Origin of the sequence: Hallella absiana, assembly GCF_025457485.1 — a bacterium.
GTDB classification, from domain to species: Bacteria; Bacteroidota; Bacteroidia; order Bacteroidales; family Bacteroidaceae; genus Prevotella; species Prevotella absiana.
The window spans coordinates 79,351-102,879 of the sequence record NZ_JAMXSP010000002.1 but is presented as its reverse complement, the minus strand read 5'-3'; the positions used below and the strand labels follow the sequence as shown (position 1 = coordinate 102,879).

The 23,529-nt window shown below is 53.1% G+C and carries 16 protein-coding genes and 1 pseudogene; 2 read left to right on the top strand and 15 right to left on the bottom strand.

Features of this window, described 5'->3' with window-relative positions; genetic code table 11:
* Positions 1 to 82 precede the first annotated feature (82 nt).
* On the top strand, positions 83 to 907 hold the full coding sequence (locus NG346_RS01440) for a LicD family protein (protein WP_262288174.1): 825 nt from the start codon (positions 83 to 85) through the stop codon (positions 905 to 907).
* Between the two features lie 476 nt (positions 908 to 1,383).
* On the opposite strand, the gene NG346_RS01435 is transcribed toward NG346_RS01440, so the two are convergent.
* The 15 genes and pseudogenes from NG346_RS01435 to NG346_RS01365 all read right to left on the bottom strand — a co-directional run bounded on the left by NG346_RS01435 (position 1,384) and on the right by NG346_RS01365 (position 19,951).
* Positions 1,384 to 2,415: an NAD-dependent epimerase/dehydratase family protein gene (locus NG346_RS01435; protein WP_317620773.1), complete on the bottom strand. Its 1,032-nt coding sequence runs from the start codon at positions 2,413 to 2,415 to the stop codon at positions 1,384 to 1,386.
* The gene (locus NG346_RS01430) at positions 2,403 to 3,119 is read right to left on the bottom strand and encodes an IspD/TarI family cytidylyltransferase (protein WP_262279020.1); all 717 of its coding nucleotides are present in this window, start codon (positions 3,117 to 3,119) and stop codon (positions 2,403 to 2,405) included. Before NG346_RS01430 ends, NG346_RS01435 begins: the two co-directional genes overlap by 13 nt.
* Positions 3,120 to 3,207: 88 nt before the next feature.
* Positions 3,208 to 4,776: an ATP-binding protein gene (locus NG346_RS01425; RefSeq protein WP_262279019.1), complete on the bottom strand. Its 1,569-nt coding sequence runs from the start codon at positions 4,774 to 4,776 to the stop codon at positions 3,208 to 3,210.
* Between the two features lie 85 nt (positions 4,777 to 4,861).
* The gene (locus NG346_RS01420) at positions 4,862 to 6,286 is read right to left on the bottom strand and encodes a DUF6080 domain-containing protein (protein ID WP_263010666.1); all 1,425 of its coding nucleotides are present in this window, start codon (positions 6,284 to 6,286) and stop codon (positions 4,862 to 4,864) included.
* Positions 6,287 to 6,291: 5 nt separating this feature from the next.
* Positions 6,292 to 6,690 (bottom strand): GtrA family protein, encoded by a 399-nt coding sequence (locus tag NG346_RS01415; protein WP_262279017.1) that lies wholly within the window; start codon positions 6,688 to 6,690, stop codon positions 6,292 to 6,294.
* On the bottom strand, positions 6,662 to 7,261 hold the full coding sequence (locus NG346_RS01410) for an HAD family hydrolase (RefSeq protein ID WP_262279016.1): 600 nt from the start codon (positions 7,259 to 7,261) through the stop codon (positions 6,662 to 6,664). The genes NG346_RS01415 and NG346_RS01410 overlap by 29 nt, the downstream gene beginning before the upstream one ends.
* Positions 7,262 to 7,280: 19 nt before the next feature.
* Positions 7,281 to 8,180, bottom strand: coding sequence for a decaprenyl-phosphate phosphoribosyltransferase (locus NG346_RS01405; protein ID WP_262279015.1), 900 nt, complete (start codon positions 8,178 to 8,180; stop codon positions 7,281 to 7,283).
* Positions 8,181 to 8,191: 11 nt separating this feature from the next.
* Entirely contained in the window at positions 8,192 to 9,157 is a 966-nt protein-coding gene (locus tag NG346_RS01400; RefSeq protein ID WP_263010670.1) for an acyltransferase family protein, read from the bottom strand.
* Between the two features lie 195 nt (positions 9,158 to 9,352).
* Positions 9,353 to 10,465: an acyltransferase family protein gene (locus NG346_RS01395; RefSeq protein WP_262279014.1), complete on the bottom strand. Its 1,113-nt coding sequence runs from the start codon at positions 10,463 to 10,465 to the stop codon at positions 9,353 to 9,355.
* On the bottom strand, positions 10,462 to 12,351 hold the full coding sequence (locus tag NG346_RS01390; protein ID WP_262279013.1) for a phosphoethanolamine transferase: 1,890 nt from the start codon (positions 12,349 to 12,351) through the stop codon (positions 10,462 to 10,464). Before NG346_RS01390 ends, NG346_RS01395 begins: the two co-directional genes overlap by 4 nt.
* A gap of 284 nt (positions 12,352 to 12,635) precedes the next feature.
* On the bottom strand, positions 12,636 to 13,004 hold the full coding sequence (locus NG346_RS01385) for a desulfoferrodoxin (protein ID WP_154534730.1): 369 nt from the start codon (positions 13,002 to 13,004) through the stop codon (positions 12,636 to 12,638).
* Positions 13,005 to 13,140: 136 nt separating this feature from the next.
* Entirely contained in the window at positions 13,141 to 15,402 is a 2,262-nt protein-coding gene (gene ccsA, locus NG346_RS01380; RefSeq protein ID WP_262279012.1) for a cytochrome c biogenesis protein, read from the bottom strand.
* 139 nt (positions 15,403 to 15,541) lie between these two features.
* Positions 15,542 to 17,248: a di-heme oxidoredictase family protein gene (locus NG346_RS01375; protein WP_262279011.1), complete on the bottom strand. Its 1,707-nt coding sequence runs from the start codon at positions 17,246 to 17,248 to the stop codon at positions 15,542 to 15,544.
* 64 nt (positions 17,249 to 17,312) lie between these two features.
* Entirely contained in the window at positions 17,313 to 18,560 is a 1,248-nt protein-coding gene (locus NG346_RS01370; protein WP_262279010.1) for an imelysin family protein, read from the bottom strand.
* 47 nt (positions 18,561 to 18,607) lie between these two features.
* Positions 18,608 to 19,951 (bottom strand): annotated as a pseudogene (locus tag NG346_RS01365) (hypothetical protein).
* Positions 19,952 to 20,215: 264 nt separating this feature from the next.
* Between NG346_RS01365 and NG346_RS01360 the strand changes: the two are divergent.
* A complete protein-coding gene (locus NG346_RS01360) occupies positions 20,216 to 23,524 on the top strand; it encodes a SusC/RagA family TonB-linked outer membrane protein (RefSeq protein WP_262288173.1) in 3,309 nt (1,102 codons plus the stop codon).
* Positions 23,525 to 23,529 lie beyond the last annotated feature (5 nt).

The following is a 23,529-nucleotide window of genomic DNA, read 5'->3' as shown; positions in this document are numbered from 1 at the left end:
CTTTTTCCCATAATTTATTTTCATTCCATTTTATTTGGGCTTTCCACTCGTTTGCAGTACCTTTGTAATCAAAAAGGAAGACATGGACTACAAAGAGCAACTCTATAAGTATAACCAGCCCAATTTGCGGGCCTGCCAGCTGAAACAGCTGGAGATTCTCAAAGACATCGACAAGGCTTGCCGGAAGATGGGCATCAGCTATTGGCTCGATGGCGGTACGCTGTTGGGTGCCGTGCGCCACGGTGGATTTATCCCATGGGACGACGACATCGACATCGCCATGGACGTGCAGGATCTCCGCCGCTTTGTCAAGGAGGGACAGGCCTATCTGCCTCAGAACCTGATGATACAGTCGAGGGAAACCAATCCGCAGGTGAGGGCGCAAAACGTGAAGGTGCGTGACCTCAACTCGCTCTATATCGAGAAAGTCGACAACTTCATCGACGACTATGAGAAGGGCATCTATGTCGACATCTTCCCCTTCGACCGCCATCCCAATGCACCGAAAGCGTGGATCAAACGGTTGAGCATCGGCATCACCAAGAGCATGGCGATTCTCAACCACTCCCATCGCTATTCGCTGCGCGCCGTGGCTGAGTTTTTCTGGTTCGGAGGCAAGAAGTTGCTCTATACGGCTCTGTGGCGTGTGCTCATGCTGTTCTGTAAGTCAACACGCTACGCCGACATCCCGTCGATGAACGGCTATGGCATCACCCACGACCGATCCACCGTGCTGCCCTTGGGCAAGATACGCTTCGAGGACACGGAGTTCCCGGCTCCGAACGATCCCGATCAGTATCTCAAAAACATCTACAAGGACTATATGACCATCCCGCCCGTGGAGAAGCGCCACTTCCATGCGATCCTCATCATCCCCGATTTGAAGGTTCATGAGGGCGAGAAGTAACTGACGGAAAAGAATAGATAAGATTGGAAAAATACTCCTTTTGCTGATAAGAAAAGCCGACAAAAGTCTGTCTGCCTAAGCTTTCATTCTAGAGAGAAAAACGAGGGCAAAAAGAGATAAAAGAGAGTTGTTTCATCCAAAAAAGCGAGACGAAACGATCAAAAACCGATGTTGTCGTCCTCAAAAAGGTTATTTTACTCGATGAAAAAGCCTTTCTGAGGTGATGAAAACGGTGGTTTGACCAAAAATTCTCTAGAGAATTTTTGGTCAAACCACCGTTTTTATAATGAGCAAAATATGGTAGTTTTATTAACTTGTTGGTAATCAGCACTTTGCTAAAAGCGCTCAAAATTCGCGAAATCGCCACCAAAGTACTGTTTGCTGGCAAAGAACGCATTCTCAGAGGCGGAAAAATGTCACAAAACCTAACAACTTAGTTCTTTCTTGGCTACTTGTCCTGACGGCGTGTCGTGCTATTATTGGCTTTTCAGCGTCTCCAGCGAGTGGCTCAGTCCCGTGGAGATGTCGAAGAGTGGCTTCCATCCCGTGTGCTCTATCTTTGATGTGTCGAAGGTAGCGCGTGTCACGGGCGTGGTGTTGCCTTGGTCGGCTGTGGCGGGTATGTCGAAGACCACTTGGCGCTTGGCCCACGCGGCCACCTGCTCAGCGAGCTGTCGGATGGTGATGTTGCCCTTGGCGTCGGCCACATTGTAGGCTTGTGCGCTCTCGCCGTGAAGCAGCAAGTGGAGGAGGGCATGGGCACTGTCTACGACATAGAGCCAGCTGCGGTATTGCTCGCCGCGGCTTTTCAGCACGATATCCTCGCCGCGGAGCACATTACGGAAGAACTGTGCGAAGACGCGGTTGTCCGACTCGGTAAATCCCGGACCGTAGGTGTGGCACAGGCGGGCAATGGTCACCGGCGTGCCATACTCCGTGGCGTAGGCGATGCAGAGCGTCTCGGCGGCCCGTTTCGACGAGGGATAGCAGGCGCGTGGCGTGGCGCAGTCGACATAGCCGCTGCTGGTCTCGGTGAAAGCGCGACCGTCGCCCTCGCCATAGATCTCGCCCGACGAGACATAGACCATCTTGCGCAGGCTGTGCTGGCGACCATAGTCCAGCAGGTTGGCCACGCCGTCGATGTTGGCCTTGATAACCTCTACGGGTTGCTGCTTGAAGAAGTTTGGGCTGGCGTTGCTGGCCGCGTCGATGATATAGTCGTATGGTTTTTCGTCCATGACAGGCTGTGTGACGTCCATCTCCACGAACGAGAAGCGAGGGTCATTGGCGTAGGCGGCAAAGCGCTTCTCGGCCCTACGGCGGTTGCGTCCGGCGGCGAAGACCCGAAGATTGCGGTGAGGATCAGCCATAGCGATGTCTACCACACAGGCACCGACGAGTCCCGTGGCTCCCGCCACGAGCAGGGAGTGTCCTTGCAGCGCGTCGAGGTTGAGTCCTTGGGCATAGAGTTGCCTGATGTCTTCTTGGTAAGGTGTCATTTCAGCCATGTCTCCGGTTGTACCTTCATCAGGGCCTTGAGGATTTCCAAGTCCTCTACGGTCGTGATCTTGATGTTCTTTTCCGATCCCGGCACGATGTGCATCTCGCGTCCGCCGAGTTCTGCCATCAGCGTGCACGAAGCCACCGAGTTGGTGATGCCTTTGGCTTTTGCCTCCTCATGGGCTTGGATGAGGTTGCCCAGACGGAAGGTCTGTGGTGTCTGCGTGCGGATGAGTTTGTCGCGTGGAATGCTCGTGGAGGTGGTGAAACCGTCGTCGCTTTCGAGGATGGCCTCGCGGCATTTGATGCCGGTGATGGCGTAGCCGTATTTCTGGCAGATGGCGATGTTGCTCGAAATGATGTCTTGTGAGAGCAGCGGACGCACGGCGTCGTGCACCAGCACCAGGTCGTCGTCCTTGCATCCGGCCTCGCGGAGACCATAGATGCCGTTGTGGATCGACTCCTGCCCGTTCTTTCCGCCGGGGAAGATCCACTTCAGCTTGGTGATGTTGAACTGGTTGGCGTAGGACTGCAACACCGTTTCCCATCCTGCGAGGCACACCACGGCGATGCCGTGGATGTCGGGATGCTGTTGAAACGCCTTCATCGTGTGGATGATGATCGGGCAGTTGTCTACGTGCATGAACTGCTTGGGAATGTCCTGTCCCATGCGGTTGCCGGACCCGCCGGCGATGATGAGTGCATAGTTCATATAGTGGCGTCTGTTTTCTTTACGGCAAAGATAATACAAATATCTGAAGTTGACAAGGCTTTGCCGGTCTTGTTTTGATTATCGGCTTTTATCCTTTCGCTATCTTCCACTCTTTGATGGTACGTTCCTTACTGCTGAAATTGATACCAACCTTCACCAGGCGACGACCGTCTGATTCGTAAGGAATGAGATAACCCTTGTCGTCTATCTGAGTAAGAGCATCGTCAACAGAGCCGTCCATCTTCAGTTCCATTATGTAGACTGTGGTTGGAGTCTTCAGCAGTATATCCATTCTGCCTTCTGCTGTTCTCACTTGCGAATAGCAGAAGTTACTGAATAGCGAGAACATCACATAGAGCATGGCCGTATAATGCCCCTCTGATGTTTTCATATCCTTTAGGGTTCCTTCTTGATAAGGGATGGAGGCGAAGAAACTGCGTGCTATACGGAGCATTCCGTCAAGATCGTCATGCATCAGAGCCAGCCACATACTGCCTAAGGCACTACTGGCTTTTGTATTTTCTTTGCTTACATAATAAGGAATAAGCGAATGCAGCAGTCCTACCTTTACCTCAGTATTTGGAAATCCAAGAGTGTATTCCATACTGTAGGGATTGTAGTCCTTAATGGTCAAGTAACCGCTTTGATACAGCAGCGGAAGTGCACTGACCATGGCTTCTGTAGGTGCGTCGAAGTCTGACGAGAAAGCTTTGCACTCTTCCAGTTCTGGGATAAACGTGTCGTAAGACTGAAGCATTTTTATCAGATAGGACGGTGTGCCGGTCTCGAACCAGAAGTTATCTAATTGCTTCGTATTCATGGCACGCAGGACACTGAATGGGTTGTAGACGCCCTCGGAGTTGCGGGAGAAATGGTAACCGTCGTAGAGAACCTTGAGTTTCGACAGGGCTTCCTGGTAAGTGATTTGGTTAGACTCTGCGATACTTTGTATGCCGTCTTTGAAATTCTTTTCTATCTCTTCTTGGGTGAATCCTACAATAGTAGAATATTGCGGCAGCATCGTGATGTTGCTCAGGTTGTTGAGTTGGGAAAAAATGCTCAGCTGTGAAAACTTCGTGATGCCGGTAATGAAGACAAACCGAAGATACGGATCCAGTTTCTTTAATGGAGAAAAAAAAGACTGCAAGGCTGTGCGCATGGCATCTAAACGGTCCGGAATATGAAGTACGGTGAGCAATGGTGAGTCGTACTCATCAATCAGCACGACTACTTGCTTCCCCGTTTTCTTATAGATGTTCTCAACCAATAGCCTGAACCTTGTACTTATGTCTCGGTCAGTGGATGTCGTGACTCCATAGCTCTCCTCCATGGAAGAGAGTGTGGCATTGATGCTGATGTCAAATTGCTCGGTCGTTCCCAGTTTGATATCGCTCAGGTCGAAGTGTAGAACGGGATATTCGGTCCAGTCCTGTTCCAGCGTTTCAATGTCCAGTCCGCTGAACAGCTCTTTCTTTCCTCTGAAATAGGCATCGAGCGTGCTGACGAGCAAAGACTTTCCAAAGCGGCGCGGGCGGGACAAAAAGACGTATTTCACGTCGTTTGCCATTTCGTAGACATACTGTGTCTTGTCTACATAGAGGTAGTTTCTCTTGCGGATCTCACTGAAGGTCTGTATTCCTATCGGATAACGTATCATAGTTTTTCCTTTTCCGCAAAGTTAATAAAATAAACGGCAACGGCAAATAATTCTCCAAGAAAAATGGCTGTCGACAATTTCAGAATCAATACAGATAACCGACATAAAGCGTTCCATTGTAAATAAGGAGGTAGAGCGTAAGAACTCCAATAAGCAGACGAGGAGTTAATCTTATCCACTCTTTGGTAGAGTGCGCGGCATCTTTCAATAGGTACGCTACTGCTATGGGCACGACGATGAGCCAATGCGCGCTCATGATGTAAGCCTCGTTGAGACCGAAGCCCAGCACCACGTGGATGAGCAGGTCGAAGCCAAGAAACGAGAGGGCGAGCCAGAGAAAGCGGCTACGACGGCCGGCCCACACGCCGAGAAGAAAGAGCAAGAAGATGAGGGCTTCCACGATGTAGTTGAAGGCAAAGCGATAGTGCACGATGACGGGGCGGTTGCGCAGCACGTCTTCGAGCAGATGGTCGTTGTGCAGTTGGATGGGCTCGCCCAGAATGTTTTCTATCAGACTCCATCCGCGTGGCGTGCTGATGTCGGTCCACTGCGAGAACTCTCCGTTGGCGATGGGCTTGCCCTCATGGGCATGTATGGCGAGACGGCTGCTCTTGGCGGCTTTGACAGAGTCTTGTCGGGCTACGATGGCAAGGGCTGTGCGGCGGATGAGAGCCGTGTCGGTGGTGTGCATGGTGTCAGCAACCTGCTGATAGGTCTTGGCAATGAGTTTGTCGTGTTTCTTCACTTTGGCCTCCTGACGCGCAATGAAGTTAGGTCGCTCATAGGTGTACCATTCCCATCGGGCAAAGCCCCAGATGAGAGCGGCAGGCAGGACAACGGTCAGCAGCAGGTTGGCAGGACGCCAGAAACGCTTGCCACTGACGAAGAGGTTGGCCAGGAACACCTTGATGCCGTTGTTGAGCGAGATGCCGGCAGTGAGAAAGAACAGCAGGACCGACTGCCAACGGGGCATGAGCTTGCCTTCCTTCATCTTCATGCCGGAGAGATAGAGCACCAGCGTGAGCATGAACATCGACAGGCAGAAGTGGTCGGGAGCGCTGAGGGTCACCATCACGTAGGCGAAAGAGAACAGGAAGGTGGTCAGCAACCAGGCGTCGCCTTCGCCGATGCCTACTACACGATGGAGCAGACGCACCATATATATATAGGTGTAGTAGGCGCAGGCTACGAGTATGCAACCCATGATGAGCGGAGCGGCGTTGCGCCCTGTGAGCCACTCCACAGCGGCATTGAGCTGCGAGGGCAACCACATGAAGAAAGCCAGCAACGGATGGCGGTAGATGTTGTAGGCGGTGCTCCAACGGTCGATGACGATATAGCTCAGCGGATCGAAGCCGGAGATATGGAAGGTGTTCAGCACCAGCCTGCGGTAGTTGTCGTTGAGATAGCTGAACTGATGCCAGTAGCGGACGATGACCAGCGCGTTGAGCAGGGTGACATAAGCCAGGACCAGCGCGCGACGAATGATTTCTTTCTTGTTCACAGCCATGACAATTATCGTTTAAGAAAGAACCGGACCAGCAGAAAGTTGACAGGCACGCAGACGCAGAACATCGGTATGGGCGCCCACCGCTTCGGTACGCCCAACCAGATGAACAGCGCGAGCATGGCCATCTGCAGCAAATAGTTGACCACGTGGCTCAGCGCGAAGCCGGCACCATGCTTCACGTTGGCCTTGACATGAAAGGTGAAGTGGGTGCTGGCGTAGAAGTTGAAACAGAAACTTACCGCGTAGCCCACGGTGTTGGCTACGCCCGCACTCGTCCCTTGGAGCAGGAGCAGATACACACCATACTGTATAAGCGTGGCCACGCCGCCGACGATGCCGAAGCGCAGTACCTCGCCCAGCTTCTCTTGTTTGTCTTTATCTAAATGGCTTGTAATGTTTTTCATCGGCATATTGCAACATTTCTTTGTCACCACGGCTGTCGCCGTAGGCGGTGATACGGTAATGGTCGCGCGGCTCGCTCAGCATTTCCTGCACACGGCGCACCTTTTCGGGACCATAGCAGTTGGGAGTGAGGAAGCGGCCGGTGACCTTGCCGTCGATGACTTCTATCCGGGTGCCTACGATGGAGAGACGGTGACTGCTCTGGTAATGACGGAAGAAAGGAGCCACCCAGTTGTCGATGCTTGCGCTGACCACCATCACCTGTGCGCCCTTGTCAAGGGCGTGGCTAAGAGTGGCGAGCCCCTGGGGACGGAGAAGCTCCGGATTGTCAGCGGCAAAGCGGCGGCAATAGTCGTTGAAGGTGTCCAGTGGCATACCGGCGAAAAAGTGGGTGAAGATCTTTTGCTTCGCTTTCCAATTGGGATAGAGATGGCACTTCATCAGCACCAGCTGAGGCAGGTAGCGCAGAAAACCACATGTCATACGCCACGTGCCGTGGACGTAGCGGATAAAGGCAAGCAGCGTGTCGCGTGTGGTCAGCGTGCCGTCGAAGTCGAAGAGAAACACTTGCATAGTTGGTCTCTTTTAATACTCAATAGATGATCACGAGGAATGCGACAAACCATGCCAGGACATCGAGTTGGATAAAGCGGTCGTGGAGGATGATCTTTGTGGGATTGCCGCTCTTCTTTTCCACTACGGCTATCTGCAGATAGCGCAGGATACCTACCAGCACGAAGATGGAGGTGAGATAGAGATAGTCGTTGTGGAAGGCGGCGATGACCTCGGGACTTACGGTGTACATGATGTAGCATACCAAGGTCACGGCGGCTGTGATGGTGATGCTCTGGTTGATAAACGTCATGTTGTAGTGGATGGTGTTCTTGCGTGGCGGCTGTCCAGTCTGCTCCATGCGCAACACATCGTCGCGGCGCTTGGCAAGACTCATGAACAGCGTCAGCAGGAAGGTCATCAGCACGATCCATTTGCTCAGCACGATGCCCGTTGCAAAGCCACCGGCAAACAGGCGCAGTACAAAGCCGAAGGCCACCACGCACACGTCGATGACTGCATACTGCTTCAGCTTGGCACAGTAGCCGAGGTTCATCAGCCAATAGAAGAGGATGACGCTGCCCACGCTTATGGCATTGCTCTCCATGTCGCTTCCCACGGTAAGTAGGAGAGCACAGCTACCCATCGACATGAGGAACAGCAGGAACATCAGGCCGTAGGCTTGTGCCACCGTGACTGCACCGGAGGCAATGGGGCGGTGACATTTCTCTGGGTGACGGATGTCGTCAGCAAGGTCACAGATGTCGTTGTAGCAATAGATGCTCGATGCCACGAAGCTGAAAGCCATGAAGGTGATCAGTGTCGACAGTAGGGGCTGGGCCTCGAAGAGTTTTCCGCCAAACATCACGGGGCAGAACACGAAGGCGTTTTTCATCCATTGAGCCGGACGGATGAGCTTAAGTAGGCTGGTATAGTGCATGTGTATTTCTTTTATTTTTCTGTTGGTGTTCTTTGAAAGCGTTTCTCTACTGCATTCTGGATCACTTGCGTCACCTTTTGCAGCACCCATGCCAAGGGCAGGGTGATGACCAGACAGAGCAGGAAGGTCGGCCAATAGGAGAGTGTCTTGGGGATGTAGGCCAGCACAAAATGCTGATGGATGAGATAGCATTCCAAACTCAGTCCACCCACGAAACGGAAACAACCGTTCACCTTGGCAGGCAACCGGCGGAAGACGCGGTTGAGGATGAGGATGGCTGTGACGGTGAGCGGGATGTAGAGCATGCGCTCGATAAACAGTGGAAACTGTCCGTGCTTCTCCTGCTCCAGGAAGATGCTGGAGGCAAGAGCCATGACAAACATCAGGAAGACCATCCAGATGCCTTGTCCGTCGACGGTCTGCTTGCGTCGTACCATCTCGCCCATGTTGATGCCAATGAAGAAGATGGGCACGCGACTCCAGAAGATTTCAAGGTGCCCTACTACGTGATTGATAGGCGTCACCCACTGCACCAGGATGCACCACATCACCATCACCACGGGCAACCAACGATAGATGGGGTGACGACGGATCAACTCCATGTAGGGTGGGGCGAAGAGATAGAGCATCATAATGGCGGGAATGTACCAGAAGTTTAACTCGTCGCGGAGCCAGAACTCCCAGTTGAAGCCCAGCTCACCGATGAGATCGATCCACGACCAAGCTGAGCCGCCATGGAACTTTGGCAGATAGAACAGTGCCGCGATGATGAGCCAGGCTGGATAGATGCGCACGAAACGCCGGAAATAGAAACGCTTGACAGACGGATTCTTGGCCCACGAGAACCACAGGCCTATACCGCTGAGGAAAAGAAACATGTCCACACCGATGTTGCCCATGCGCCGAAGACCAAAGAATGCGTCGGAACGGGCAAGGTCCACATGGAACAGCATGATAAACAGCATGGCAGCTCCCATCAGCTCTCCACGGAAGCGGCTGATGTTAGCAAGCTCTATATCGGGAATACGTTTCACAATGTTGAATGATGAATGTTGAGTGTTGACTTATTAAATGTTGAGTGTTGAATGTTGAGTGAAGAGTTGATTCATCTAACTCCAAGCCTCGATCTTCTCACTTCAGAATCCAATCTTCTCACTTCAGACTCCTATCTCTTAACTCTTAATCTTCGCTTCTTTTGGGCTTGGAATCTTCTTCATCACTTCTTTCAGCAGCCAGGCAACGCCCAGCGAAGTGATGACATAGAGCAGCAGACCCGTGTAGTAATCACCGTGGCGCGAGATGGGGATAAACACTTTGCGCAGCACGGGATGGATGACGAAGAGGGCCGCAGAGATGGAACCCAGCCAAGAGAAGATGTACCAAAGTGTGTCGCGCAGACGCTGGATAGGCAGCAGCGAAAGGGCCTTCACGAAGTAGACAGTGGCGTAGCACACCATTGCAGGAACGAAAGCCCAAGCGTAGTAGTTGGCACTCATCGACACGATGAAGAAGGAGCAGACCACCCAGCTCATCAGCGCGCCGCCGAAGTTCATGCGCACCAGCATGATGCGCTCGCCATAGCGGGCAAAGAGAATGCCGAGACCAAAGGGCAGCATGCCGCCCATGAAGTTGTAGCGATAATAGTTGATGGCTTCACTCTCAGGACCCATCACCATTTGTATGCCGAGACATACAGCCATCAGTCCTGCTGTCCAACCCCAATGGTGGCGGTAGAGCAACAGACGATAGACAAGGTAGAGCTGGAGCATCAGACCGAAGAACCAGTAGGGTCCCGGCCAGATGTTGTCGTCGGGATGGGCAAGGAAGTTGTTGACCATACCTAATTGCGTGAGAATCTGCACCACGGTGTAGTGCCAGCTGCCCGGCGTGATGGCGTCGACAATGGTGAAGCAAACGAAGCCGACTATCATCATCTTGAACAGTTTCAGGAAGTGATAACGGATGAAGCCTCCTGTATTGACCTTTGGTTCCAGGCGCGGTCCGGGTTTGGTGTTGCCGTATTTCCTTTCCAGGCCGAAGGCACTGAGGAAGAGGAAGACGGGCACACCATAGTGCCCGAAGAACGAAATGAGGTGCATCGGCAGCAGAGCGTCGGGGCGGGCACAGACTTGCAGCAGCCAGTCGACATTGTGCTGGAAGTATTGATATTCGTTCTCCTTCACCACCGGACTGAGCCAGTGACAGTAGTTATGCAGGAAGATGCCCAGAATAGCCAGTCCGCGCATCACGTTGCATTCCGTACGGGTTAATAATTCTGCGTTCATTTTTCTTTGGGTCTTAACTTGTCGTAGTCAGCCTTGTTCTTGAGTATTCTCGGTCGCGAGGCGTCATACTCGGGCGACAGCAGGTTGTATTGTGCGTGATAGTCCTTGGTGGAAATGCCGGCGAGCCAGAGCAGCATGTGGGGCAGAGCGTCGGTCATAAACGGTTTGCGGCGAGCCGCCTTGATGGCTTGGAAGACGGCGGGATGCAGTTTGGCATAGCTGCGCGAGCAATAGATCCAGAAGGGTACCTCAAATTCATAGTGCGCCAATGGCCAGTCTACTTCGGCACTGTGGTTGCGGCAGACAATGTTGCGGCCTGGCTCGTAGCATTCCTCGCCGTGGTCGGGCATGTAGATGACAATGGCGTTGCGCTTGGAGAAGCGCTTGACGATAGCTGTGACGATGGAGTCGTTGTAGTGGACGGCGTTGTCGTAGTCGGCAATCATCTGTCGGCGTCCCGGTCCGAGTTCAGGCCGGTGCTCTTTGTAGTCGTCGGGAGTGAACACGCGCTGGTTGTCGGGACAGCGCTGGCGATAGCTTACGTGCTGCCCGATGAGATGGAAGATGATCAGATTGTGGTGAGTCTCATGTCCGGGGCGCACACGGTCGATGGTGATCTGTCCGTCCTTCACCTTACTGTCGTAGTCGCTCAGCAGTCCGGCGTCGTAGCGGTAGAGCTGGCTGTTGCGGGTGTCGAACTGTGCCTCGCTCAGCGTGGGATCGTTGAGGAAGAAACCGCCGGAGAAGTCGTACACGGCTTCCTTGGCACGTGGCAGGAACTGGTTGGTCAGGAAGGTGACGTGGTAGCCGGCCTTGCGGAAGAGTTCAGGGAAAAGGGGATAGTCACACCACTCGCCTTTCTCGCCCACGACGTGGGTGGAGAAGACGTTCTTAAAGACAAAGCTGGTCAGGTTCCAACAACTCACCACATCGGTGAACTTGGTGAGAAGCCCCGTCCGCTCCAGCTTTTTCTGCCGAGGGGTGGTGTTGAGAAAATAGTCGTATTGGGCATCGTGCGCCTTGCTGTAGCTCTCACCAATGATGAGCACGATGGTTGGCGAGGTGTAACTGCACGAGTCTACCTTGGCATTCTTGGCGGCGGCAATGCACTTCTCTACTTGCATCGAAGCAAGGTGGTTGCTGTATATGCTGAAAGCCAGACGGTAGATGGGCAAGTAGAACTGTGCGTGGTCGGCAGCGGTGAGCTTGTGCTCTATGGTGCCGATGGTCGGAGCGGTCATCATGCGAGTCATCTCCACCTTGTTGTGCCAGCTGGTGATGGCGCTGGTGATGAGCAGAGCAACTACGGCGATACCACTGATCAGCGTCACGGGCACGTGCTGCCAACGCTGACGGGTACGGTCTTTCCATGCTTCAAAGAGCAGATGCTGGCGCTCGGTGAACAGTCGGCACCACCGGTGACGCAAGGCAATGAGGGCATGGATCATGATGAGCAACACGATCCAGCCTACCGGCGAGAAGAGCACATCGGGGGTGAGATAGGAGCTCAGAAACTCACCGGCTTCGCGGCTGTCGGTCTCTGCAACCAAAAGGAGCATGGCCGGATTGAGCGTGGAGCTGAACTTCCAATAGCAGTAGACATCGGCCATGGTGGTGGTGTAGAGGACTACATAGAGCAGGCGGCGCACCCACACACGTACCTTGTGGGGCAGAAGGGCCAGCACCACGCAGGCGAGATAGGTGTCGAGAAACAACTCGAGAAAGAGATTGTCGTAAAGAAAATGGTCGCTGTTGAAGTCCACACGGTCACTCGATGGCGCTATCAGAGCGGTGACAATGCCAAGAGCGTACATCATGAAGAAAAATACACCATTGCGTGTAATAGGCTTCAAGAGAAACTGTGCTATACGGTGTAAACGGGTCATATAATAGATACCTATGAGTTGTGAATCACTTTAACCTTGCAAAATTAAGCATTTTCCGCCATATAACCAATTTTTGAATGTTGAATGTTGAATGATGAATGATGAATTAACGGTGTGTTGAATGAACGGAATGTCGAATGTTGAGTGATGACTGTTGAACAGGTTGGACGTGGAATACTCAATGCTTAATAAAAAAGCCAGACCACGGATGAAGTAGTCTGGCTTTCTTTCTATAGAATGGGCAGAGGGGCTGCTGATGCATGCCACTGCCGTAGTCTTTACGCTTACTTAGAGCGCCACAGTCCGTGGAGGTTGCAATACTCACGGGCATAGACGTTCTTGGCGTCGGTCTTGAACTCAGCCACCGGCTTGTCACTCGGAGTGAGGTATTTGCGCAACACCTCATTGTTGTCGGTGATAAGCTCGATGAACTGGATGTAGTGAGCCTCGGTCATGGGGTGCTCCACCTCACCTACGGTGACGCGGTATCCGCCTTCAATCTTCTCTACGACGGGCACGTGCTTCTCTGTGGCAGCGTCGGTAGTGTTCTCCTTGAGCTGCTTGAATCCGCATACGTCCTTGTCGGTGGGGACGATAACCTCTACGATGTTGCCGCACTCTGCGCACTTATATACTTCGTTTCTTTTTGCCATAATGTTTTGTTGTGTTAAATGTTGTTTGACTTTATATCATTCACAAAGATAACATTCTTTTTTGGAAGAAGCAAATTATCGGGCTGTGGCGGTGCGTGTTTTAGGATATTTTGGCTAAAAGTGATAAGAGAAAGCCTCATGCATAGCTGTGCATGCCACTGAGCAGATAGTTCACACCGAAGTACGTCATCAGGATGCTCAGGAAGCAGAACACCATATATATATGGTACGCGCGCGGACGAGCCAGTCGTGGCAGGCTTTGTGTGTGCAGGGCGATGGCATAGAGCATGAAAGTGATGAGCGCCCACGTCTCTTTCGGATCCCAACTCCAATAGCAGCCCCAGCTGACATTGGCCCAGATGGCACCAAGGAAGATGCCAATGCCTAAGGTGACGATGGCGGGATAGAGAAACACGCGGCTGATCACCTGCAAGGCTTCTGCCGTGCGGGGACGTATCAGTGCGGCAAGTCCGCAGAAGAAGGTGATGGAGAGAAAGGCGTAGCTCATCATCATGAAACTCACGTGGATGCTCAGCAGTGGAGAGTTGAGCACGGGCATCAGTGGGCCGATGGCCGGTTCCATGAGGCTGATATGGCTTACAAGCAGGAAGAAGCCCGAGATGAGAAAGCCAAAGGCGCACATCAGCAAGGTCAAGCCATTGTGGCCGGCAGACTGCGTAGAAGCAAAGATAAGCACGAAGAGCTGTGCCATCCATGCCACGGCGAGTGTCGTCTCATAGCCATTGCCCAAGGGGATGGTGCCTGATATGATCCAACGGAGAGCAAGCACGAAGGTCAACAGTAAGAACGATAATAGGAGCAGAACACGAAGGGGGCGCGTCGCTTTGGTGGAGCGTCGTGCCATAAAGCCTAAGGTCAGCATCCCCAACGTGAGGTTGAGAATGAAAAGAATCGTGGTGTAGGGCAGCCGGTTGTAGATTTTCTCAGCAGTGAGTCTTGACTTTGAGGGCAGGCTGTTGCCGCCGTTGTGTTGCTGATACTCGGCGATGGCGTCCAGCGTGCTGTTGACGGTGGCGAAGTCGCCGCGCCGGGCAACGACGAAGAGCGTGGCAAAGGAACGCCCGATGAAGTCGGCATCCTTTCGTGGCATCTCTTTGGGGAAGCGCTCAAAGGGTGAGAACCACAGTGTGCGTTGATGGGAGAAGGTGTAGGGATAGAGCGTGAATGGGGTGCCCTGACGCAGTGTCATCATCATTTGCAGTTTGCCGTCGATGTCGGCGCAGGCTTTGTGGAAGGCATCTTTGTTGGTGCCGTGGGCGTAGTCGTAGGCAGGTTGTCCTAAAATGTATTCTCCATTGCGGAAGAAAGCGTTCATGCTGGCGTATTTTCCGATGCCCAATTGTTGGCGCATCTCGCTGCTTTTGATGTGAATGAACGGCTCGCCCGACCAGTCCTCGGGATAGAAAGTCCAGCCCAACAGCACCTGCTCAGCGGTGTAGTTCTTGTAGCTGCGGCTGCCATGAATTTTCTGCACGAAGTCGAGCGCGTAGGTCTCTGCGGGACAGATGCGGTCGTTGTATTCCATAAGCAGCTTGCCAAAGCGGTCGGCGGTCTCACGAGGCACGCTGGTCTGTGCGTGGCTGATGGAGGGGACAAGCGTCAGCAGAATGAATATAATCTGGGTAAGAACCGAACTGCGCCTTGCTTGCGATGTATTATCCTTGCTTCTATTAATGGTGTCATCCAAATGGGATAGCTGTCGGATACTGCGGCGGAACGTGCCCTTGGGGTCTATGAGCAACCAGAGCAATGAGAAAAAGAGCAGACCGTAGCCCGTGTAGGTGGTGGGGATACCCCAGCGGTCGCTGCTGATGCTGAGTATAGAGCCGAGGTTGTCGGTGTCGTAGCTGGCTTGGTAAAAACGGACGCCGTGGTAGACAAAGATCTTGTTCATCGACACTTGGGCATGGGTAACGGTCTTGCCGTCGGCGATAGAGAAGTGGGTGATGTAGTCTGAGGCAGCTGTGGTGCCAGAATGGTTGATTACGTCGAAGCGATCGAGTCGGACGACAAAGGGAAGAGGTTGACTCTTGCTCTCAGTCATCGACACCATCTCGCGATAGCTGTCTACCGCTTCGCCTTGCCGCAGATGGATCGTACCGCTGAACGAGGTGATATGAGTGAGCAAGGCACCTAACAATATAATAAGGAGTGAGAGGTGGAGCAACAAGATGTTCCATTTCCTTACGTGCCGCTTAACGAAATACGTGGTTCCGCCTGCTGCTAACAGAGCCCATAGCAGCGTGAACCACCATGCGCCATAGATGTGTTCATTGACAAACGGCGTGCTGGTGCAATGCTCTACGATGGTGGCTGCCGCCATTACACTGATAAGAAGCACGTAAAGGGAGAGAAGAGCTTTCTTGATAAACACCATGTTATTGATAATGAGTTAAAACGACGATGATAGTATTAATATTGTGTTGGGCATCATGTGTTTCGGAAAAGAGAAGTCATGCGGCACGACTCAGGGTCTCCCGACTCCTTGCCCTGACCGCATGACGAAAAACATGATGTTATATTGCTCGTAAGAATTTCACGACACAGTCGCGGTCTTTCTTGCTGAGCTGATAAAACTTCGCCGCAGCGAAGTAAGCCTGGCTGTTCTTGCTATAGGCGTGCCACATGATGGCCTCCACCTCGTTACGTGCACGGCAGTCGTGCAACCGGTCTTCAGCACCTGTGTTGGCCAGCGAGAGTCCGCGTCCCCACAGTGGTGTGGTGCGGCACCAGCTGCCATGGATGTCGTTCTTCATGCACAGCTTGTGCTGTACGAAGTCAGAATAAGGATATATCTTCTGATGAGGATATTTGGGTAGCGGCTTCAGGCTGATGTTGTTAGGACTCCAGTAGTTGTCATCGCCGGTAGTCCACTGAGGACGGTGACAGTGGGCGCACCCCATGCTGATGAAGAGCTCCTTGCCACGCTGTACGTCGGTATCGTTGAGATCGCGGGCACGGGGAATGGAGAGTCCGCGGTGCCATACCATGAAGTTGTAGAACTGGTCGTCGCTCATCTCTGCCTGGAACTTATGCCAGGGATTGTCGAACTGGTTGGTGCCGGGTCGCAGTAGGTTGTAGACCATGTGCTGTACGCTGTCGCGTGAGCCGTCACCATAATAGGGTGAAGTCGGGTCGGCCATGATCGCCTTCAGCACGCTTTCGTTTTCCGACATAGCTTTGGCCCAGGCATTGGTGGTGTAGAGATAAGGACGGTCGGAACGCATCACGTTGGTGATATTCCACACGGCGTTGGCACCGGGGCCGTCCTGCAGAGATGCACGGGTGAGGGCATAGGTGAAGCGCTTGAGCATTTTCTCGACAGGCTGTCCTTTAGAGTCGGTGCCGGGAACAGTGAACTTATACCAGGCACTGGCTGCCATGTCGTTGGCTCCTTTGTCCCAAAAGCTTGGGTTCAGTTCCACGCCGACAGCAGCTTCTTTCTTATATTGTGCGATGATAGAGTCTTGTGGAATGGCATCGATGAGGCCTGTACCGATGACGCCAATGGTCGACTCCAGTCTGACAGCATAGTTGGTAGGCTTCGGGTCGGTGTTGAAGGCACTCTCAGGAATCGTTACCTCAGGATAGATAAGGTCGTAGGTTTCGCCGTCGGGAAACTTCATTGGCAGTCCTGACTCCATGGCGGTGACGTGCTTCCACTCTATTCTTATCTGACTGCCATCGACAGGTGGCAGGAAGGGTGCATTGGCGAGGGTCTGCGGCATGCCCGTGACCTCAGAGATATAGGCACCGTCGTTGCTGCCCTCAGATTTGGGATGGTAAATAGCTAAGAGGTAGCCGTTGCCGTAAGTCGATGGGTAAGAGGTCTGCCGCTTGCCGTGTCCGTAGCCTGGGTGACAGTCAATGCACGACGATCGCAGGTAAGCTGGTCCGAGTCCTTTGAAGGGAGCTGTGTTGTCGGTGAAGTTACGTTCAAAGACAGCCTCACCGAGTTTGAAGGCCAGCTCCAGTTTTTCGTTGTCTACCACCGCGGGCGTTTCGTCTTCGTAGCAACCGGCGGTGACGTTACTGGTGGTGCCGAGTTTACCACCCGGATACCATTCGTCGGCAGAGAAGTTGCCTACAGACTTTCCAACATATTCAGCGTCTTCCACATTGCCCTGAACGCTGACATCTGGGTCATTGTCCTTACAGGCAGAAAGTCCCATGGCCATCAGTCCTGCAAGGATTAAGAGAGATTTATTCGTACAGTAGTTCATTGTCATGAAAGTGATTTGATTTTTCTCTTTCCTCCCGCCTTTTGGGGAGGAAAGAGCTTACGCGTTATTGCTTCGACATCCACTCACCGGCTTTGGTGAGGTCGGCGTCGAGTGCTTGTATAGCCTTCTGAGCAACGCCCACCTTTTCGTTGTGGATGTTGTTGACGAAGCCGCCCTTCAGCGTCTTGCAGTCATCCAAAGCCGCAATCGAGGCCTTCAAGTCGCTCTCAAGTTGTGCAAGTCCCTCATAGTTGTGATTCTTCATAAACTGAATGAGCGACTTGCTGTTGTCGCGGCTGTTGTCGTCGGAACGCCCACCGTAGAGACTGTTCTCAATAGAGCGGATGTTGTCCTGGAAGTCATAGAACGAGCGCTCGCTGTAAGGCGACTCGATATAGTTCTCGTCCTCGCCAGAGTAAGGATTGCCGATCTTTGTGTTGGCGACCTCGTCGCAGATGTTCTCACATCCAGCGATGATGATGGCGTTCATGGCTGCTTGCCATGTGCGGTAAGTACTTCCGGCGTTGCCTGCTGCAAGGAAGTTCTGACCATAGGAATAGTCGCCGCCGTTGACGGTTGTTGCGTATTCGAGTTCCTCCATGCGATCCTTGTGTTCCTTGGGCGCGTTTTCGTTCCACGCCACTTCCATCTGCCAGCATTTGTCGCGCAGGTCAAGGGCGACGACCTTAGCGAAGACCAGTTCCTCTTCACCGGTGACATCGGCATTGATCTTTGTGAATTCATTGTCAGTCTCGTTGGCCTTCAGTGCGTCGACAGTGCGGTTGGCACCATTGCGGAAGAGCACAAACTCGATGCCGTGGAAGCCTAACTGTGTTTCACCGAGCACGGTGACGTCGTTGTCCTCCTCCATCTGCTTCACCTGATCTTTGTTCTTCAGTGTGGTGGCAAGTTTGCTCACGTTGAGCGGCCAGGTGTCGATATGCGGGTCGATGCCGAAGTCTGTAGCGGCGCCGAAGAGGAAGGCCTCACTGCTCTCGTAGTACGAGCGTGCTTTCTTGAAGGTCTCGCAAGTCTGGTCGATGTCGCTCTGGGTGAGCGTACCGGCGCGGAACTTTGTTAGGTCGTTGTCGAGCTGGGTGTAGAGGGTTGCCGTCTCCTCGGCGAGATATTTGTAGGTGCTGTTCACAGTGTTGGCGATGTACTGCTCACCGATGGCTTTCATCTCTTTCTGTGCGTTGGTGAGCCCGGCTGTATCGCCATTGTCGTTGTTGTCGTCACTGCACGATGACAGTCCGGCTGTAGTAAGGAGAGCTGCCGCGAAGAGCAGCGCATACTTGGTAAATTTTCTCATTGTTATGTCTTTGTTAGTTATGTTTTCGTTACATATCCCGTACTTCTTTACAGGAAGAAAGCCTCGTAGGCGATACCTATGTTCAAGCTTGGTTCGTTGTTGTACTGGCTTTTGAGGAAGCGGTAGGAGTAGTCAGCCTTGATGGCAATTTGCTTGATGGGGTAATAGTTGAAGCCGAAGGTCACGGCCTGCTTCTTTGTATATTCATAGGAGGGCTCACCTTTGGCCGGAATATACGAGTTGTAGTAGTCGTATCGGCCAAAGAGATAGAACTTTTGCTGGTCGGCGTGCAGTTTCTGAATCTGTGAGAAGATGTCGTAGCCGGCTTCCACGCCGATGGCTACGGCATTCTTTCCCACATAGCTTTTGTCGTAGGGGGCATTGTTCGACGTGCGGTTGATCTTCACGGTGCTCAGCGTCTTGGCGTCGCTCAGATAGCCGTAGTCAGCTTGGCCGCGTACGATCCAGTTATATTTATGAAAGGTAAAGTCGAAAGAACCGAAATACACGCTACCTTTGATGTTGTCGTAAGTCTTCGTGCCTAACTTCTCTCCCTGGGTGTTGTAGTTGTCACCCTCCATGTCGTGGGGAAAAGTATTGTGCATCGACTGTCCGTAGTATCCACTCAGTCCCAGTCGCAGACCGTCTATGGCGTAGTAGTCGAGGCGGGCTGCAAAGCCGTATTTGTTGGCCACCTTATATTCAAATGGGCTTCCCGCACCGGCATTGATTCATCCGTCGCGGCTGAACTTGAAGCCGTCGAGTCCGGCAAGCAGTTGAGCCTCATAGCGGAACTTCCCTGCGCGTCCCCAGAAACTCACGCCCGTGTCGTGCCATGTCGAGGGCAGAATGGTGTATTCGCCTTGCGGGCGATAGACGGTGAAGAAGTTGAGCGGCTCGTGGTGGGCGTTGAGTAGTCCCACGGGCACGACGATGTGTCCGGCACGGATGTTGGCCCATCGAGCAAAACTCTTTTGCAGCCAGAACTGTTCCAGTTCCACCTCACCGCCTTTTTCCGTATCGGTTTCCCATTCACCGCTCTCCTCATATTCCTGTTCTACCGACGAGCCGGTGCCGGTATGCTCAAACTCTATCTCCGAGCCCATCGTCCATCCTTTGCCAAAATCGTAGCCCAAATAGATGACAGCGTGGGGAATGTCGAAACGTCCGTGGCTCGGGTCATGTCTGTACTGGCTTACGCGAGAATAGCGGTAGACGTTGTCGCTGTAGAAATTGCGGCTGTAGGCAGCCTCGCCGTATCCGCCTACGCTCAGACGGTGACCGCCGGCGTGAGCCATCACCGAGTCTGCGGCACTGACCTGAGCCTGTATGGGCAGGGCTGCAAAAGCGAGCGCCAAAGACAGCAGGCTTGTTGAGATCTTCTTTTCCATCGTGTGTTACTGTTGATATTTACTTCTTTTTTACGGCTGCAAAGTTACGGAGTATAGGGAATGTTGACAATACCTAAAATTCGTGAAATCGACAAATGGTCGTAGCATCCTCATTATTGGGGATGTTGGTAGGCTGTGCTTTGTCTGTAACTCCCGTGTTTACGATGAAACACATTCTTCACACGGTTGTAGTCCCAATGCCATTTGCTGTTAACAAATCCTTAATATTTGTGACCTAACTTTGCAGTGTCATTCAACAAAAAGATGAAAATGCGATTTAAAGAAGGTAAAAAGATGAATCCGTTGCTGCTGTTTGTGTTGTTGGCTGGACTGCCCTCTGCTGCGTCCGCCGATGTGCTCCGTGGCACGGTAAAGAGCCAGTCGGGTGCTCCTCTGGTCGGTGTGAGCGTTTATGACAAGACTTCCGGACAGGGTGTTGTCACCGACGAGAAAGGACAGTATGCCATTGACACGGAGAATGGACACGAGCTTCGCTTCTCCTATCTCGGCTTTCAGGAACAGCACCATCAGGTCAATGGCAGTCAGCTCGACGTGAAGCTGAAAGACGATGTGCACAACCTCGACGAGCTGGTCGTCGTCGGTTATGGCGTGCAAAAGAAGCGCGACATCATCGGCGCCGTGTCGTCGGTCAGCGGTGACGTGCTGGAGAACCGCAGCAATCCCAATATCACGCGTAGTCTGCAAGGACAGGTGCCCGGTCTGACCATCACCATGGCCGATGGCAAGCCCATCCGCACGGGTACCATTCGCATTCGTGGCAATGTCAACTCCATCGGAGCCGGCGGTGGCGCCCTTGTGCTTGTCGATGGCGTGGAGGGTGATCTCAATGCTGTCAACCCCGACGATGTGGAGAGCATCAGCGTGCTCAAGGATGCGTCCTCGACGGCTATCTATGGTGCTCGCGGCGCTTTTGGCGTGATCCTCATCACCACCAAGAAAGCCAAGGTGGGCCGTCCTACCATCCAATATAGCGGCAATGTATCCATACTCTCACGCACCGTCAAACCCGAAATGGTGACCAACGGACTACAGTGGACCACCGATTTCTACAATGCCTACGTCAACTATAAAGGCAAGGAGCCCAGCACTATCAACAACCGCTTCAATAAGTTCATCGTCAGCTGGGACGACTGGTACAGCGAACTGCAGCGTCGCGATGCCGATCCTACGCTTGAGAAGATCCGCATCAATGCCAACGGCTATTACGACTACTTCGGCAATACCGATTGGTTTGCCGAGACCTATAAAAACAGTCATGCCGCCACGCAACACAATCTCAGTCTCTCGGGTGGTTCCAACCGGGCTACCTATCTTCTCTCCGGCGGATACTACGGCACGAGTGGTATATATAAAATAGGAGACGAGAAATTCCAACGCTTCAACCTCCGCGCCAAGGGCACGCTGCGACTCAACAGTTGGCTGACTGTGAGCGATAATATCGAGTTGTGGCGCCGCATCTATCACGAGCCTGCCGTGATGTACTCCTACAGTCCTACCGACCTCTCTACGATCATCCCTATCCAGCGTCAGATCGAGACCCAGGGCTTCCCCGTTGCCACTTTGCGCAACCTCGACGGCACGTGGACCGAGGCCGCTGTCTACACAGGATACACCGGAATGTACGAGGGTACGTCATGGCGCGAACTGAAGAAACTCACGGTGAAGAACACTGCCGGGCTGACTGCCGACTTCATTAAGGATGTGCTGCAGGGTAAGGCCGACTTTACTTATAGCTATACTGCCAACCACCGCGATCAAGTCGGCAACCTCTACACGGGCTACATCTCGCCGTCGGCTTCTGTACAGCACCAAAACTTCAGCTATCTCGAGTCGCGCTTCTACGACACAGAATATATGTCGGCCAATGCCACGCTGACTTTCACGCCCCGTCTCAGTGCCGACCATAAGGTGAAGATCATGGGAGGCTGGAACCTCGAGAGCGAGAAAAACCGCTCTACACGTGTCATGCGGCAAGGACTGCTCGTCAAGGACAAGCCCAACTTCAATCTTCTCGATGGTGACAACTATTACATTCAGGACAACGGCAGCTACGACTGGGCGTTTGTCGGATTCTTCTATCGTTTGAACTACAACTACAAAGGCCGTTACCTCGCTGAGGCCAGTGGACGCTACGACGGCAGCAGCAAGTTTCCGTCAAGTCAGCAGTGGGGCTTCTTTCCTTCCGGTTCTGTCGGCTGGCGGGTGAGCGAAGAACCGTGGATGAAAGCGCTGCGCGACTCGTGGCTCAACAACCTCAAGGTCAAGGCTTCTGTCGGTGAGGCTGGTAACGGACTTGTCAGCCCTTACCAGTATCTCTCCACGATGTCGATCAAAAAGAGCAGTGTGGTCAAGGACGGAAAATTCATCACCTACACTAATGCGCCCGCACCCGTTCCCAAGAGTCTGACGTGGGAAAAGGTGACCACCTATGATCTTGGCCTTGATCTCGACCTTTTCCGCAATCGCTTCAAGCTCTGTTTTGACCTCTATCGCAAAAACACCACCGACATGTATGTCGTCGGTGACGAGCTGCCCGCCGTCTATGGCAACAGTGCACCCAAGGGCAACAATGCCGACATGAAGACCAACGGATGGGAGCTCAGCGTGAGCTGGCGCGACCAGGTGACGCTGGCCGGAAGTCCCCTGCAGTATTTTGCCAAAGCCGCCCTGTGGGACAGCCGCAGCTATATCACCAAGTACACAGCTACAACCAACACACTGCCTACCAATAACACCGCACATTATTATAAAGGTATGGAGGTCGGCGAACTGTGGGGCTTCCATGTTGACGGATTCTTCCAGAGCAAAGACGATGTTGCCAAGTCGCCTTCGCAGAGCTGGTTCACCAACTACAATGGTGGCGGAACGGTGTGGGAGGCCGGTGATCTGAAGTTTAAGGATGTCAACGGAGATAAGAAGATCGACAACGGCAACGGCACGCTTGAGAACCACGGCGACCTGGTGAAGATCGGCAACACCGCGCCCCGCTATTGCTATAGTTTCTCGTTGGGAGCTGACTGGAAGGGCATCGGCCTCTCCACCTTCTGGCAAGGTGTGGGCAAGCGCGACTGGTATCCTCATGCCGAGTCGTCGCTCTTCTGGGGCATGTATGGCCGTGCCTATGGCTTCGATCTGCCGTGGCAAAACAGTAACACCCAGGCCGGTGTTGATGCCGACGGCAATATCACCAATTCCGGAGCCTATTGGCCACGACTGCGCTCCTATATCGCTGAGGTCGGAAAGGGCACGCTGACGCAGCCCAACGACAAGTATCTGCAGAGCGCCGCCTATCTCAGACTGAAGACCATCAACCTGAGCTACTCTTTCCCGGTCAGTCTCATCAAGCCGCTGGGACTGCATAAGCTCATGATCTACGTCGCCGGTGAGAACCTGCTCACCTTTACGCCACTCCACAAACACGCCAAGAACTTCGATCCCGAGGTCATCAACTCCGGTGATCCCGACGGATGGAGCCCGGTGGGAGAGGCCGGTGACGGATACAGCTACCCGATGATGAAGTCTGTGTCCTTTGGACTGAACGTAACATTCTGATTGAA

Excerpts from the sequence above, each read along its gene's own strand:
- NG346_RS01440 (WP_262288174.1), top strand. The coding sequence starts at position 83 with ATGGACTACAAAGAGCAACTCTATAAGTATAACCAGCCCAATTTGCGG.
- NG346_RS01435 (WP_317620773.1), bottom strand. The coding sequence starts at position 2,415 with ATGGCTGAAATGACACCTTACCAAGAAGACATCAGGCAACTCTATGCC.
- NG346_RS01430 (WP_262279020.1), bottom strand. The coding sequence starts at position 3,119 with ATGAACTATGCACTCATCATCGCCGGCGGGTCCGGCAACCGCATGGGA.
- NG346_RS01425 (WP_262279019.1), bottom strand. The coding sequence starts at position 4,776 with ATGATACGTTATCCGATAGGAATACAGACCTTCAGTGAGATCCGCAAG.
- NG346_RS01420 (WP_263010666.1), bottom strand. The coding sequence starts at position 6,286 with ATGGCTGTGAACAAGAAAGAAATCATTCGTCGCGCGCTGGTCCTGGCT.
- NG346_RS01415 (WP_262279017.1), bottom strand. The coding sequence starts at position 6,690 with ATGAAAAACATTACAAGCCATTTAGATAAAGACAAACAAGAGAAGCTG.
- NG346_RS01410 (WP_262279016.1), bottom strand. The coding sequence starts at position 7,261 with ATGCAAGTGTTTCTCTTCGACTTCGACGGCACGCTGACCACACGCGAC.
- NG346_RS01405 (WP_262279015.1), bottom strand. The coding sequence starts at position 8,180 with ATGCACTATACCAGCCTACTTAAGCTCATCCGTCCGGCTCAATGGATG.
- NG346_RS01400 (WP_263010670.1), bottom strand. The coding sequence starts at position 9,157 with ATGGGAGCTGCCATGCTGTTTATCATGCTGTTCCATGTGGACCTTGCC.
- NG346_RS01395 (WP_262279014.1), bottom strand. The coding sequence starts at position 10,465 with ATGAACGCAGAATTATTAACCCGTACGGAATGCAACGTGATGCGCGGA.
- NG346_RS01390 (WP_262279013.1), bottom strand. The coding sequence starts at position 12,351 with ATGACCCGTTTACACCGTATAGCACAGTTTCTCTTGAAGCCTATTACA.
- NG346_RS01385 (WP_154534730.1), bottom strand. The coding sequence starts at position 13,004 with ATGGCAAAAAGAAACGAAGTATATAAGTGCGCAGAGTGCGGCAACATC.
- ccsA (WP_262279012.1), bottom strand. The coding sequence starts at position 15,402 with ATGGTGTTTATCAAGAAAGCTCTTCTCTCCCTTTACGTGCTTCTTATC.
- NG346_RS01375 (WP_262279011.1), bottom strand. The coding sequence starts at position 17,248 with ATGAACTACTGTACGAATAAATCTCTCTTAATCCTTGCAGGACTGATG.
- NG346_RS01370 (WP_262279010.1), bottom strand. The coding sequence starts at position 18,560 with ATGAGAAAATTTACCAAGTATGCGCTGCTCTTCGCGGCAGCTCTCCTT.
- NG346_RS01360 (WP_262288173.1), top strand. The coding sequence starts at position 20,216 with ATGAAAATGCGATTTAAAGAAGGTAAAAAGATGAATCCGTTGCTGCTG.